At 40.8% G+C, this 15344-nt stretch carries 12 protein-coding genes; 9 read left to right on the top strand and 3 right to left on the bottom strand.

Annotated elements, in window-relative coordinates; genetic code table 11:
* Position 1 precedes the first annotated feature (1 nt).
* Entirely contained in the window at positions 2-1171 is a 1170-nt protein-coding gene (locus ACP8HG_RS08965) for a PucR family transcriptional regulator (protein WP_438298510.1), read from the bottom strand.
* 194 nt (positions 1172-1365) lie between these two features.
* On the opposite strand from ACP8HG_RS08965, the gene ACP8HG_RS08960 reads away from it, so the two are divergent.
* From ACP8HG_RS08960 to ACP8HG_RS08935, 6 genes are all read left to right on the top strand, one after another.
* Positions 1366-2613, top strand: a complete 1248-nt coding sequence (locus ACP8HG_RS08960; protein ID WP_438298509.1) for a Zn-dependent hydrolase — start codon at positions 1366-1368, stop codon at positions 2611-2613.
* A 223-nt stretch (positions 2614-2836) separates the two neighbouring features.
* Positions 2837-4240: a dihydropyrimidinase gene (gene hydA, locus ACP8HG_RS08955; protein WP_438298508.1), complete on the top strand. Its 1404-nt coding sequence runs from the start codon at positions 2837-2839 to the stop codon at positions 4238-4240.
* A 28-nt stretch (positions 4241-4268) separates the two neighbouring features.
* On the top strand, positions 4269-5612 hold the full coding sequence (locus tag ACP8HG_RS08950; protein ID WP_340763707.1) for an NAD(P)-dependent oxidoreductase: 1344 nt from the start codon (positions 4269-4271) through the stop codon (positions 5610-5612).
* A 12-nt stretch (positions 5613-5624) separates the two neighbouring features.
* A complete protein-coding gene (gene preA / locus ACP8HG_RS08945; protein ID WP_399633004.1) occupies positions 5625-6887 on the top strand; it encodes an NAD-dependent dihydropyrimidine dehydrogenase subunit PreA in 1263 nt (420 codons plus the stop codon).
* A gap of 315 nt (positions 6888-7202) precedes the next feature.
* Entirely contained in the window at positions 7203-8660 is a 1458-nt protein-coding gene (locus ACP8HG_RS08940) for an NCS1 family transporter (RefSeq protein ID WP_421101107.1), read from the top strand.
* Positions 8661-8678: 18 nt separating this feature from the next.
* Positions 8679-8882: a hypothetical protein gene (locus tag ACP8HG_RS08935; RefSeq protein ID WP_067210720.1), complete on the top strand. Its 204-nt coding sequence runs from the start codon at positions 8679-8681 to the stop codon at positions 8880-8882.
* Positions 8883-9118: 236 nt separating this feature from the next.
* On the opposite strand, the gene ACP8HG_RS08930 is transcribed toward ACP8HG_RS08935, so the two are convergent.
* Positions 9119-9739 carry a hypothetical protein gene (locus ACP8HG_RS08930; RefSeq protein ID WP_067210719.1) on the bottom strand — a complete coding sequence of 207 codons (621 nt, stop codon included), beginning with the start codon at positions 9737-9739 and terminating at the stop codon, positions 9119-9121.
* Between the two features lie 517 nt (positions 9740-10256).
* Between ACP8HG_RS08930 and ACP8HG_RS08925 the strand changes: the two genes are divergently transcribed.
* Genes ACP8HG_RS08925 through ACP8HG_RS08915 form a run of 3 tightly spaced genes read left to right on the top strand, consistent with a single transcriptional unit; the run spans position 10257 to position 13987 of the window.
* Positions 10257-11753 (top strand): spore germination protein, encoded by a 1497-nt coding sequence (locus tag ACP8HG_RS08925; protein ID WP_338656146.1) that lies wholly within the window; start codon positions 10257-10259, stop codon positions 11751-11753.
* On the top strand, positions 11754-12866 hold the full coding sequence (locus tag ACP8HG_RS08920) for a GerAB/ArcD/ProY family transporter (RefSeq protein ID WP_338656147.1): 1113 nt from the start codon (positions 11754-11756) through the stop codon (positions 12864-12866).
* Entirely contained in the window at positions 12863-13987 is a 1125-nt protein-coding gene (locus ACP8HG_RS08915) for a Ger(x)C family spore germination protein (protein WP_438298507.1), read from the top strand. Before ACP8HG_RS08920 ends, ACP8HG_RS08915 begins: the two co-directional genes overlap by 4 nt.
* A gap of 12 nt (positions 13988-13999) precedes the next feature.
* Here ACP8HG_RS08915 and ACP8HG_RS08910 read toward each other — a convergent pair whose 3' ends face one another.
* Positions 14000-14947 carry a nucleoside hydrolase gene (locus ACP8HG_RS08910; protein ID WP_338656152.1) on the bottom strand — a complete coding sequence of 316 codons (948 nt, stop codon included), beginning with the start codon at positions 14945-14947 and terminating at the stop codon, positions 14000-14002.
* Between the last annotated feature and the right edge of the window lie 397 nt (positions 14948-15344).

Below are 15344 nucleotides of genomic sequence, written 5' to 3'. Positions count from 1 at the left end.
ATTATTGATGCGTCAACACATCTTCTATTAAAAAGGCCATATACAAATTGTTTTTTGTAAAAGGGTTGGTGGCGTCTATATCTAATAGCAGTTCAACTTTTTTGATTTTATATAGGACAGTGTTGCGATGAATGAATAGACGTTCACTAATTTTACTCGTACTGCCGTTTTCTTCAAGGAAAATACGTAAAAATGACACGTAATCGGTGTTGTGTAAATCATCATATCGATAAAGTTGTCCAAGTATATCCTGGCTAAAAGATTCAATTAATGTCCGGTTTTGCACACCCATAATAATTTTATAGGCTCCAATTTCTTTATATTTGTATAAGAAGCGGTTGTTGTGCAACTGTGCTAATTGAATGACAGTGAGTGATTCCTCGTAGCTTTTATGGATGTTTTCGTAGTCTTCATAAAAATTCCCTTTGCCGATGATGACATTTAAGCTGCCGCTTTTCTGGGTGATCTTGTCGTAGATGTCTTCAACTGTTTTTGAGAAAGGACTATTGGATGTAGTGATCTGTGTTCGATTGATGAGAAAGATGAGGTGGTTTTTGTGCTTGAGTCTTAAAAACCGTTTATATCTATTTTGGAATGCAAACTGAATGAGGACCTCGTAACGGCCAATGCTACTGCGTGCATCTGTTGTTGTACAAGTGATGATGGCCAATTCTGCGCCTTGTGGAAATCCAAGTTGGGTTAAATTTTGCCTTGTGGAATCGACGTGCTGTTTGTAATGAAACAGTAAGTTGTAAAGGACTTGGTCTTCGGTGGATTGTTCTTGCTCGTGGGTGGCGATAAATTGAAATGTCGTTTTTAAAAGGTCGGCTACACGGCGGTCCCAAGGCATTTGGAAAATGGGCAATTCATGCTCATTGGCAAACGAGATGACCGATTCGGAAATGTCAGGAATATAAGGTCCCGTATTCACGATAATACCAGCTATTTTTTTAGTGTACGCCAGTTTAACGAGTTGTTCTAAGGATGTATTTTGGTGTGGAAAGTTAATGCCTGTTGTCACAACTAATTCATTTGGTCGGCAAAACGTGATTAAATCAATGCTTTCTACTACGTTAATACCTGAAACTTTTCGATACAAACCGCTTTCTCCAGCTACTAATGTCAGCATCGGGAATAGAGCTCCCTCTAGGATTTTGCCAATCGTTCCCATAACAGCCCCCCTTATTATACAAATAACGTACCATAAATATTGTGCACTTGCACATACTTTCTTAGTTTTATATCCATATCTTCCAAATAGTTTCTATTTTATGATTGTCATAAACAACCACTTACTGATAACTATTAATTTAGAATTTTCTTATACAACCACTATTTTATTACTGTGAAAGAGAGGACTTGCATATGTATAAATGTAATAGTAGTAGATTACAGGGGTTAATTGAACAATTTAGTCAATTTGGTGCAACTGCCAATGGGGGCATAACCCGTTTGTCCCTTTCAAAAGAGGATGTATTAGCGAGAGACTATCTTTGTGAAATATGCATAGAGTTAGGCATGGATATTCAAGTAGACGATATGGCAAATATCTATGCGATTCTACCAGGAAAAAAAGAGTGCCCACCCATCGTAATGGGATCACATTTAGATTCGGTTGAAAAAGGTGGCAGGTTTGATGGTGTCTTAGGTATTTTAACCGCAATAGAGGCGATACGAACGTTAAAGGAAAACGACATTGAGCTCGAGATCCCATTAATGCTTGTGAATTTTACGAATGAAGAAGGTGCGCGCTTCGATCCGGCGATGATGAGTTCCGGTGTCATTGCTTCAAAATTCAGTAAAGAAAAAATGCTAGAATCTATCGATAAAAATAGTATTACTTTTCAAGAAGCATTACAGGCGAGTGGCTACGCGGGGGAGCAAGGAAATCGCTTAACAGAAGCCCTTGCATATATTGAGCTGCATATTGAACAAGGACCGGTATTAGCAGCAAAGCAACGTGACATTGGGGTGGTAGAAGGCGTTTTAGGCATGGTGTGCTATGAAATTACCGTGACAGGTGAATCAAATCACGCTGGCACAACGCCAATGTCGATGCGTAAAGACCCGATGATTGTGGCGTCTCGTATAATTTCATCTTTGCATGAGCAGCTAGGTAAAATCGACGAAGAGCTTGTGTTCACATTTGGGCGTATGCACGTGGCACCTAATATTCATACAGTCATTCCTAACGAAGTAGTGTTTACCATGGATTCGCGTCATCAAAATCCAGCGGTGATGCTCAAAGTAGAAAAGCTATTGACAGGTCTAGCTTCAGAGGAAAGCGGTTGCCACATTAGCCCGGTCAAGCTATGGGGGCGGGAGACCGTATTATTTGATGCAGCTATTTGCAATGAAGTGGAAAAATCATGCCATGACTTTGGTTATTCCTTCCAACGTATGTTCAGCGGGGCGGGGCACGATGCACAGTATATCGCGAGCTTCATCCCCTCGGCAATGATTTTTGTTCCAAGTATCAAGGGGAAAAGTCATTGCGAGGAGGAAGAAACAACATTTGAAGACTGTGCAAAGGGGGCAGACGTGTTACTGGAAACCGTGTTGACACTACAAAAGAAGTTCAGCATGGGCGAAAAATACACACTAAACTCATGATGAGTGCAGGCTGAAATACTATAATTCGCTAGCATATTGGTTCATCACTAAAAGTTAGAGATGACGTTGGATTAAACTGCATATCATTAGAATGCGGGTTGATTGGAGTGAAGGTTGGACGACCCCAGCTAGACGGAAATTAACCACCCCTCCACGGTGGAGAGCTAGCGTATTAATGGATATTGACAAACTTTACATTAATTAATCGAAGGGTGAGGGTAGTGTGAAAAAAGTGATTACAGGTGGACTTATTGTGACAGCAACAGATATGTATGAGGCAGATATTTTAATAGAGAATGGAAAAATTGTGCAAATCGGCAAAAACTTATCAGCTTATGGAGCGGAAATTGTAGATGCTACGGGTAAATACGTGATGCCTGGGGGAATTGATCCGCATACGCATTTGGATATGCCGTTCAACAACACGGTGACAGACGATGATTGGAAGTCGGGAACAGTTGCAGCAGCATTTGGTGGGACGACGACTATTTTAGATTTTTGCTTATCTGCGGGTGAAGAAAAACTTGCGACGGCTGTGGCAAAGTGGCATGTAAAAGCAAAGGACAAATCAGCCATTGACTACGGTTTCCATTTAATGATTGGTGATTTAACGCCTGAAACAGAGGCCGAGTTACCGTTGTTACTAGAGCAGGAAGGGATTACGTCTGTCAAGGTGTTCATGGCTTACGCGAAAGAATTCCAGGCGACAGACCGTACGCTGTTCAAAGCCTTTAAAATTGCAAAAGACATTGGCGCTGTTGTCATGGTGCACTGTGAAAATGGCTCAGTCATCGATGAATTAGTTGAGGAGGCGAAGCAAGCTGGTCAGACGGCGCCAATTTATCACGCACTGACACGTCCCGCGGAATTAGAGGGTGAGGCGACGAAACGGGCCATTGAACTAGCGCATATCGCAGGTGCCAAGCTGTATGTTGTACATGTGACGTGTAAAGAGGCTTTGGATGAAATTATCGCAGCGCGTGAAAAGGGCTATGACGTGTATGGCGAAACATGTCCACCTTATTTAACGCTCGATCAGTCAGCGTTAGCACAGCCAGGCTTCGAGGGGGCGAAATATGTTTGGTCACCGCCACTTCGCCCGAAATATCATCAAGAGCATTTGTGGAATGCGTTAAAAGCCAAGCAACTGCAAACAATTGGTTCGGACCAATGTTCATTTAGCTTTAACGGGAAAAAGCAATTAGGGTTAAATGACTTTTCTAAAATACCAAATGGTGGACCGTTTATCGAAGATCGTTTCAGCATTTTATTTTCTGAAGGTGTGGCGAAAGGGCGAATTTCCATCTATGACTTTGTCGATATGATTTCGACAAGTGCCGCAAAAATTTTCGGCTTATATCCACAAAAAGGAACGATTGCTATTGGTTCTGACGCCGATATCGTAATTTTTGATCCTACTGTAAAACGTGAAATTTCAGCGAATACCCATCATATGAATGTAGACTACAACCCGTATGAGGGCTGGGAAGTGACTGGAGAGCCAATCAGTGTACTTGTGCGTGGAGAATACGTCATTAAAAACAAACAATTTGTAGGAGCATTAGGCAATGGCCGATATATCAAGCGTGCACTACAACCGACGATCGCGCAAACAATCAACGTGTAAACATCAATCCATGAGGAGGAATGTTTCAATGACTTCGCAACTCGAACGGAATTTTGTGGAAATGACTAGCAGGATGACAAAAAATGAAGCACAAGAAGAGGCTAATCGTTGTCTGTACTGCTATGACGCACCTTGTATTACAGCTTGTCCGACAAGTATTCAAATTCCGAATTTCATCAAAAAAATTGCTTCCAGTAATATGAAAGGTTCGGCCATGACAATTATGGAGGCCAACCCGGTTGGTGCAAGCTGTGCGCGAGTATGCCCGACCGAGGAATTATGTGAAGGTGCATGTGTGTTAAATTCCTCGACAAAGCCTATTAAAATAGGGCATTTGCAACGTTATGCAACAGATTGGGCGATGGAATCAGACGTCGAGCTATTTAAAAAAGGTCAATCAAATGGACAAAAGGTAGCGATCGTTGGCGCTGGTCCAGCTGGTTTATCGGCAGCACGTGAGCTTAGTCGCTTTGGCTATAGTGTCACAATTTTTGAAGCAGAAGCAAAGGCGGGTGGCTTGGGCAACTACGGCATCGTGTCATTCCGATTACCGAATGATGTAGTGGATTGGGAAGTGGCGCAAGTTGTAAAGCTTGGTGTTGACATTAAAACAAACACAACAGTAGGCGTGGATATTTCTGCTTCAGAAATTTTAGCGCAATATGACAGTGTTATTTTAGCGGTTGGTATGGGGGCCGTGCCTAATCTTGGTATTAAAGGTGAGGAACTAGCTGGCGTTCATGATGCTATTGAGTTTGTAAAGCACACGAAAATGGGTGCACTGACAGAAGACTTAATCGGTAAACGTGTTGCGGTCATCGGTGCTGGTAACACAGCTATCGATGGTGCAACCTGTGCTGTGCGACTAGGTGCGGAGCAGGTAGACATTCTCTATAGAAGAACAGAAAAAGAGATGACTGCCTATCAGTTTGAATATGAATTTGCCAAGCAGGATGGCGTTGGATTTAAGTGGCTGACAGCGCCGAAACAAATTATCGGTGATGAGGCAGGGAAAGTAGTGGGACTTGAATGCGTCAAGATGAAACTTGGAGAGGCGGGTGTAGACGGCAGGCAACGACCTGAAGTAATCAAAGGGTCTGAGTTTGTTATAGAGGTGGACGCGGTCATTAAAGCAATTGGACAAACGCGCTTTGTCTCACTCATTGAAGCGTTTGGATTACAACATACGAATGGAGTAGTAGACATTGACGAAACGACTATGCAAACATCGAATGACAAAGTGTTTGCCTGTGGAGATGTCGTGTTTGGTAATGGCCAAGGGGAAGCAATGGTGGTAACAGCTGCACAGCAAGGTAAAGATGCTGCTTACATCATTCATGAGCGTTTAAGAAAACCGAGCGAGATCGCATAGGGGGGATGGAGCATGGCGGACTTACGAATTGACTTAGCGGGGATTAAATCACCGAATCCATTTTGGTTAGCATCTGCACCACCGACTAATTCGGGCTATCAAGTGCAACGTGCATTTGAAGCGGGCTGGGGTGGCGCAGTCTGGAAAACATTGGGTGAACCAATTTTAAATGTTTCATCGCGCTTTGCGGCTGTCAGCTTTAACGGACAGAGAGTAGCGGGCTTTAATAATATTGAGCTCATTACAGATCGTCCGTTAGAGGTTAATTTACAGGAAATTCTTGAAACGAAAAAAAGGTTTCCTAATCATGCCATTATTGCCTCATTAATGGTAGAGCCACAGCAGGAAAAGTGGCATGAGATTGTTAAAAAAGTAGAAGCTGTCGGGGTTGATGGTCTTGAGCTTAATTTTGGTTGTCCACATGGGATGGCAGAACGAGGAATGGGGGCTGCTTCTGGTCAAGTCCCTGAATTGGTTGAAAAGCAAACGCACTGGGCGAAGGAAGTTGCACGTACACCTGTTATCGTCAAGTTAACGCCAAACATTACGGATATTACGATGACGGCGGAAGCGGCAGTGCGTGGCGGGGCAGATGCCGTTAGTATGATTAATACGATTAACAGCTTAGCGGGTGTCGATTTAGATTCATGGAATACGGTTCCACATGTTGGTGGGAAGGGGGCACATGGCGGATATTGTGGGCCTGCTGTCAAACCGATTGCACTAAATATGGTCGCAGAATGTGCGCGAAATCCTTTCGTCAATGTACCAATTTCAGGCATTGGTGGGATTTCAAATTGGCAGGATGCTGCGGAATTTCTGCTGATGGGTGCAACAGGCGTACAAGTTTGTACTGCAGCGATGCACCACGGGTTTAGTATTGTCGAAGATATGATTGACGGACTTAATAATTATCTGGATGAGAAGGGCATTGCCTCGGTGATGGATATTGTCGGTCAGTCGGTACAACGTTATTCTAACTGGGGTGACTTAGATTTAAACTACAAAGTTGTTGCTGAAATTAATAATGATGTCTGTATTAATTGCAATAAATGCCATATTGCGTGTGAAGATACGTCACATCAATGTATTGACATGTACACAGAGAGTGGTCGTCCGATGCTAAAGGTGCGTGAAGAAGATTGTGTAGGCTGTAATTTATGCTCGATTGTGTGCCCAGTAGAAGGTGCGATTTCGATGGTCGAAAGAATGTCCTCTATTGCGCCAATGACTTGGAACGACCGTCAATCACTTATCAGCAGTTTTGCTCGTTAAAAAGTAAAGTTCATCAGTAGTGGAATATGCTCTCAAGTACAGATTTTGGTGTAGAGCCATAAAAAAGAGGTCAATTGTTTGTTTGCAGGTAAGAAAGTATACGTTTTTAGACTTGGAGCAGTGTCTAGACTGAAGCGCCTAGCCGCTCGAGTCGCTTCAGTTCTAAGTTAAAGGGGCAAAGAGCGCATTTATCTTAAGGTCATCCAGCGCTCTTCGGGTCTATCAAGGCGCCTTCCGCTATTCATTGTGTCCAGGCTCCAGGCGCCAGCCGCTTTTCATTGTTAACTGGAAATCTACTATAGGGGAGAGACATGAATGGCGAATGGTGGGGATTATTTAAAATCACCAGATTTACTTCCAGTTACACATCAAAAAAGAAGTATCGGGACATTTGGTTTTGCAGTGATTTGGGTAGGCATGGCCATCGTTTTAGCCGCCTTTGCAATTGGTGGATCTGCTATTATAAGTTTGCCATTGCCGATGGTGATTTTAGCGACAATGATAGGTTCTGTTTTAATCGGCGTATTTATGACATTAATCGGTGATATTGGTATTGAGCACGGCTTGTCCTTCCCGGTTTATATGCGTGCCCCCTTTGGTACAATTGGCACGCATATACCATCGCTCGTTCGTGGGGTGACAGCGGCTTGTTGGTTCGGTCTTAACACCTATTTTGGTGCAATGGCCATCAATGGGATTTTGAATTTATTATTCGACTTTAATAATTGGTTTTTATGTTTCCTTATTTTTGCGGCATTGCAGTTAATTAACACATCGCTTGGCATTAAATCCATTGAGCGCTTTGCGGATTTTGCGGCGCCGGTTATTATTTTAATATCGTGCTGGATGTACTATACGCTTGCTGATAAAGCAACGGCACAAGGGAAAGACGTGTGGGCATGGGTGGAATCACCAACGACAGGGATGGCAGCTTTTACTGCTTTCATGGTCGTGATGATGGCGAACATGGGATTCTGGGCAACGTTAGCAGCTGATATGCCAACACTATCACGTTTCTTTAAAGCGCCAAAAAATGAGCGCAATTGGTTCAAACGCAATAAAACACAGTTAGTTGGTTCTTTAATCGTGATGCCGATTACCAACACATTTATCGTAGCCATTGGTGCAGTATGTTATATGGCCGTGGCATCTGCTGATCCGATAAATGCCTTGCAGCAAAGTGCAAGTGGAATTGCGTTAGGAATTTTATTGCTGATGATTGTGTTAGCGCAATGGTCGACAAATACGTCCGCAAACGTGATTCCTGCGGCCACGATTTTCTCAAACATTGGTGGACCCAGAGTACCGTTCTGGGCTGGGGTTATCATTGCGGGAATTATTGGGATTTTAGCACAGCCGTGGAGCTTATTTGGCGTCTTAGTCAATGCGCTATTAATCATTGGTGGTATTTTAACAGCAATTGTGGGGATATTATTCGCCGATTATTATTTAATCCGTAAACGTCGTGTGAACGTAAAAGATCTGTACGAGTTAGACGGCCAATATAAGTATATGAATGGCTTTAACTTAGCGGGGCTAATCGCTTGGGTGATTGGTGGTGTCTCAGCGAATATGTTCCCAACGTATTCTTCATTGGTGGGCTTTTTCGTGGGGGCACTCGTGTACTATGTCTTGGCGAAATATTGGTGGTTTAAAAAGTACCCGCAAGCCGAACTAGACGATCCTAGTGACGCCAAGTATTTAGGTATTACAGTTGGTCACGATTGGGACGATATTGTCGTGCAAGAAATCGAAGCAAAAGGTGAAGAATAAGAAAAGCGAGGTGTGTGTATGTCTGATCATTTACTAAGCATGGATGAAATGAAAAAAGTAGATGACTATTTAGATAGGGGCTTTAAAGTCCATTATGTGTATGAAAATTTAAGCGGGATGTTTGTCGAGTTTGAACGGCAGGAAGAAGTTCGGTTGCAGATTCTGACCGCCGACGCGCGTAAATATCTCGCGGCAAAGCTCCAAGAACAAACGCAGTTGTAAGAAGGCATGTCAATTTAATATGATGCGGTTAAAACTCTATTCTATTACTTACTAGAATAGAGTTTTAAAGTTGTACAATGATCTTCATTAGCAAAGGGGGGCCAATATGAAGGTATAAACTTTGTGGAAAATGTAGGACGTTGCAACCAAGAAAGAGGAAGTTCACCAATAAGTTTTGGTTCACTTCCTCTTTTGTTAAACATTTCATACACGTGATGGGATAGGAGTGTATTCATTCATTTCTTCTTTAAGTCTTGGATTTCCTTTATAATACTTTGTTTAGCCTTTTTTTTATCCTCTTCCAGTTCTTGAATACCTTCCATTTCTTTCTGATATTGCTCTTCTACGTCACTAGTCGCTGGGATAAAAGGCTCGTTATTGTAGTCGGTTCGTTTACCATGCCGTAGCATTTCATAAATGATCATTCCGTTATTCGGCTTACCGTTTACAGTTATCATGGGAATGGCGTCAAAAAGTACATAATAGAACGCATAGAAAATAAATCGCTCCCAAAATGTTCTATACTCGTGAAGCATCCCATTGGCTAGAAGTGCATTTATAGTAACAGCAAATACAAGATTGGAAAGAATCGGTCCCAAGTAAACACATATATATGCAAAATTATTTTTTCTTTTCAATGAGTCATAGGAAAACCAACTATACACATGATAATATTTTCGCACATCAAAGAATCCGATTTTGAAAATCCGAGGACCTGATCCGATGGTCAACCTTGGGTTCTTAACACCGAAAATGCCACTGACAATAAAATAACCAGACTCCCTCAGAAAAATGACAAGAGGTAAGATGATAAATGCTGAAGTAATCAATGACAGTAAATCTTTGAGTCCAAACATATATATATCCCCTTCTGTAAAATAAGCTTCACAACTTGTGATACCCGCAGAAGGAAGAGCTGAACCCTTTATGTTGAAAAACGAAGTGTCTGGAAGGGATTGGTATAGAGGTTGGTTTTAGGTAGTTTTTGCTAGACTAGCACTTAGAAGTGAGGGCTCAACATAAAAGCATTTTCATAGGTGAATATAGTTAGAGAAAATGAACTACAGATTTTAGATACGGAATTAGAACAGGAATTCGTACGCTACTTTTGACTGAAGTATTTCCAAATTGGCTAATAACTGTAGTTGATTGCAATGACCAATTCCAGGATATTTTGAAAAAACAACGCCTAAAAAAATGGGGAGACAGAGTGCGTACGCCCCATTAACCCCATCTCTCCCCGTTAACTGAAGCCGAAAGAAGGGTATAGATTCTCCCTCAAAAGGCTATTCTAGGGACAAAGATACAAATGAGGTGAGTCTACTGTTTTACAAAAAGTCCAAAAAATCTTCCAAGGAAAAACAGGCAAGAGTTGTGGCTGAAAAAAACACAGAAGAAATACAAATACAGATATCAACTTCTGGTGATATTTTTATTCAGTCGATAAAAGATGCTACTCACAATTCATCTGATTTAATCACTAAATCGATATTACCGAATCTTACGCTCATTTATATAGAGAACCTAGTGGATGTCCCGACGTTAAATAATCATATCCTTAAGGACTTGTTGAAGCATACAAATGAATCACCAGAAAATATAATATCCACCCTGACAATAGCGCAGGTGAAAATGGCTAATGAAATAGGAGAAGCAGTAATTGCAATGATGGATGGAACGGTACTCATTCATGTTGAAGGCTACTCGCAAATTGTAATGGCTAATATCTCCACTAATGAATCACGGGCATTATCAGCACCGGAAAATGAATCCCAGGTAATCGGTGCCCAAGTTGGGTTTACTGAAAGTCTTTCAACAAATGTTTCCTTGATTCGAAGGTATATTAAAAATCCAAACCTTTGCAATGAAGGATTAGAAATTGGAAAACAATCGAAGACAACGATTGCGATGTTATACATTAAAGGCGTTGCTTCCGATGAAATGGTGAACACGCTAAGACAAAGGATTGCCGACCTTAATGTTGATTCGGTATTAGATAGCTCGATTCTTGAGCAACTGATAGATGACAACTCATTATCGATTTTTCCGCAAATGTTACTAACAGAAAGGCCGGATAAGCTTTGTGCTGAACTTTTGAATGGTAAATTGGGCGTTATCGTGGATGGAAGTTCCCTTGCAATCGTTTGCCCACACTCATTTCTTGAGTTCTTCCAAAGTCAGGAAGATCAAAATCTACGATGGCAGATAGCTACATTCACCCGGTTATTAAGATTTAGTGCAGTCGTCTTATCTGTTTTTTTATCCCCTTTATATGTAGCAGCATTGACATTTCATTATGAAGTAATTCCGCAATCGCTTTTAGTCCCGCTAAGTGAATCAAGGGCATTGGTTCCTTTCCCTCCTTTATTTGAAGCCCTACTTTTAGAACTCATTATTGAGCTACTTAGAGAAGCTGGAGTTAGATTACCGTCGAAGGTTGGTCAAACCATTGGTATTGTTGGCGGTATTGTCATTGGAACTGCAGCCGTACAAGCAGGGATTACGAGTAATATTTTAATTATCATTGTCGCCTTAGGGGCATTGGCATCCTTCACAACACCAAGTTACATGATGGGTAATGTCATCAGAATCATTCGATTTCCGTTAATTGTATTAGCAGGACTTTGGGGATTTTACGGCATTATGCTGGGGCTTTGTTTTATCCTAATCCACCTTTTGCGTCAAACAAGCCTAGGTTCGCCGTATACAGCGCCTTTTTATCCTCCTCGCATGCTTGATTGGCGGGATAGTCTTATTAGATTACCGTTGCCATTTACATTTAAGCGACCTTCAAATACAAGACCGGAAGATGAGGACAAATATAAACCCGAACCCATAAATCCTGAAAAAAGTGAACAGAAGGTGAAATGAGTGAAAAACTCTATACAACTTAGCCCTAAGGATACGATTAACGCTTTTCTACTTTTTTTCATCATTCATACTGCTCAAATAGGAATCGGGATACAAGGATTTCAACGGATTATATACCAGGATGCAAAACATGATGCATGGATTTCTGTACTACTCGCAGGTCTCGCCACGCATATTATCGCAATTTTCATGCTTAAAACGTTGGAAATATACGGTTCAAATGATTTATACGGTATTCATCAAGATGTATTTGGTAAATGGATAGGGAATTTATTAAATATCATTTATATTTTTTATTGTTCAGGTGCCTTTTTCTCTGTTTTGAGAAACTATATTGAGGTCGTTCAAACATGGGTTTTTCCAGATTTGAATACTTGGTTTTTTGCAGCTTCATTGCTGCTAATCGTGATTTATACGTTTACGGGCGGTCTACGGGTAATTGTGGGCGTTTCTTTTTTTAGTTTTGTACTTTCCATATGGCTTTTCCCCATGTTGGCTTATCCAATGAAATATATGGAATTGAGAAGTCTTCTTCCTATTTTAGAGGCCGATATGAGCGGAATACTGAAAGGTGTAAAGTCCATGACCTTTACAATTGTTGGCTTTGAAATATTATATGTGATTTATCCCTTTGTAAAGGATAAAAAGAATGCAAAAAAACATATTCATCTTGGTTTGCTCATGACGACCTTGATTTACCTTGCCATCATGTTGGTTACGCTAACGTATTTCAGCGGAGAACAATTAACTAAAACAATTTGGGCGACTTTGTCTCTGTTTAGTATTGTTAAATTTCCGTTCATTGAACGATTTGAGTATATAGCGGTTTGTTTTTGGATGTTGATTATTTTGCCGAATCTTTGTCTATTTCTATGGGCCGCTTTTCGCGGAACCAGACGACTAGTAAAGATAAGTGCGAATAAATTTGTCTGGGTATTCTCGTTAATCATATTCATTGCAAGTTTAATACTTAAAACTCGACCTCAAATAAATACATTTAATAATTACTTTAGCCAGGTGGCATTTTATATTGTTTTTGTTTATCCTATCATCTTGTATGTCTTAGCAGTGGCGAAAAGGAAATTTAAATCACGTAAGGAGCAAATAGAATGAAAAAATTTCGTTATTTTTTACTACTGCTATTTCTTTGCATAGCTTTGGTAGGATGTGCAGAAACAAAACTCCTTGAAAAGGTAGGTTTAGTCACTTTAATTGGCTATGATTTGGGGAAAGAGGAAAGCGTGGAGACTACAGCAGTTGTTCGCCAAGTGAGCACTGAGTTAGAAAGTAAAGTTGCAGTTATTACTGCTGAAAACGAAACAAGTCAAGGGACACGTGCAAAAATCAATCGCAGAGCAGCTGAAAAAATAATGAACGGACAATTGAGGGGAGTTTTATTCGGTGATGAATTTGCCAAAGGCGGCATTGGTCATTATATTGATAACTTGTTGAAAAATCCTGCAATGAGTGGGGATGTTATTATGGCAGTTGTTGAAGGTCACACGAAACCCTTACTGGAATACCAATACCCAGATATAGAAGACATTGGGGAACATATTTATAAGCTGTTAGAGCAAAATGTTAAAAGTGAGCAAGTGGTTTTATCCACTCTTCATGAAGTAGCCAAAGACTATTATTTCATGGGTAAGGACATAGCGATGCCTATTATAAGAAGAGATGAGGAGCTTATAGAGATTTCTGGAATCGCATTATTTAAAAAGGACAAAATGATAGGTGGAATTTCTGTTGATGATAGCTTCTATATAAAGTTAAGTCGAGATGATTATCACGCTGGAGTATATGAATTAAAAATAAAAGGCGATGATTTGCCTTCATCTGTAATGAAGAATCCCCCCGATGAAATTAACTTGGTATTCGATCCGATTAAAACGCATAAAGATGTGAAGGTAGTCAATGCCACAACGCCCGAATTTGACTTACACCTCACAGTGCAAGCCAGATTATTAGAAATAAAACCAAATGTTAATACAGGGAAAATCAAAAATACGGAAGCACTTGAAAAAGCCATTAGCAATAGTCTGTCAAGTGAAATTTCAAGGGTAATTGCCTACTGCCAAAAACTTGGATCGGATGTTTTTGGCTATGGTGAGTTTTACAGAAGCTCTGTACGTCATTCTGAATTGACGGAAGAGAAATGGGATGAGTTGTACAAGGAAATGAAAGTTAACGTCCATGTTGACTTTACACTGCTTAGAAGTGGAGTCTTTGAATGATTAGTACTCACCTTATTTTGACTGTTTACCTGTCATGACAGACAGGAAGTTGTGGAAAAATGTCTCGTAGTCCAAGTCAAATGCAATGCGGTGATTTTTTTCGTTGTCATAAAATTGGTCACCTGGCCGTATATCAGCAATACTTTGCCCCCTTGCAGGTCCTTCCAAATGCTGCCCGATTTCGATAGAACGCGAATTGAACGTGAACATTTCAGGGTGTATGACCGCCATCAGTGTAAGTGCGTCATGCACGGGGCTTCCTTGAAGAGTTGGATCCCGTTCTTGATAAAATTCGGTGTAAAAGTTCATTAACGACTTAAAGATTGCGGTTTTTCCAAAGTGATCAATATAATCGACCATTTCAGGTGTGACAATTGCTTTTTGTGTTGCATTTAAAGGAATTATTGTGACATTATTGGCATAAGAAAGGACGATTTTCACCGCTACAGGATCTGCATGGAAGTTTGCTTCCGCGACAGGTGTTACATTTCCAGGTACCCCGAATGCTCCCCCCATAATATAAAATTCCTTCACGTTGCCCATTAATTCTTTATAAAGAATAAACAATGTAGCAAGTGAAGTCAGGCGGCCAATATTTACGATAATCAGCTCATCCTTATACATTTTAATTATATTTACAATCTCCAGGAAGTTTTCTATCACGAATTCATAGTCATCCGGTACTATGGGTCCGAGACCATGTACGCCATGGACTTCCGGATAGTAGGTGGGGAGTTCGGCAGTCAGCGGCATTTCTGCACCACTTATGACTGGAATGTTATTGGGGAAATTAAATAGGTTAAACAAATAGCGAATATTTGACATTGCATCTTCTCTTGATACATTCCCATAATCGGCTACCACTCCGACGATATCAATCTCGTCATTAAAGTGGGCGTAGATAAGGGCCACTGTGTCATCTATTCCAATATCACCAAATAAAAGAACTTTTTTTGCCAATAGAATACCCCTCTTTCAGTGTAATTATTTACTGAACTGAAAAAACTGTGCTCAATTTGTGTATTACCAAAGTATGTGTCGCAGGAAAGTTCTTATCCACATGGGATTTCAGTTAAATCCATTTATACTATATTATGGTGAAATGGCCGGGTATATCACACTGACCTGATGGTTCAAATATCGTGTTAAAATGTGGCGTAAGTTTTGAGTGATGCTTGAAATACACGCGCATCTAAACGACAAAAATCTATGATAAAGAACTGAGAATGTTGGTGTAGGTACGCTGTCGGTCACTGTATACGACACTTATGGGAAACACATTAGTGCACCCTGCATAGTTAGCGAAAAACTAAGGGAGTTACCAACGTGTGGAAAGGGTATACTAAATTAACAGAAG

This window comes from Sporosarcina sp. FA15 (genome assembly GCF_051550195.1).
GTDB lineage: Bacteria > Bacillota > Bacilli > Bacillales_A > Planococcaceae > Sporosarcina > Sporosarcina psychrophila.
This window is presented reverse-complemented; position numbering and strand designations above follow the sequence as displayed.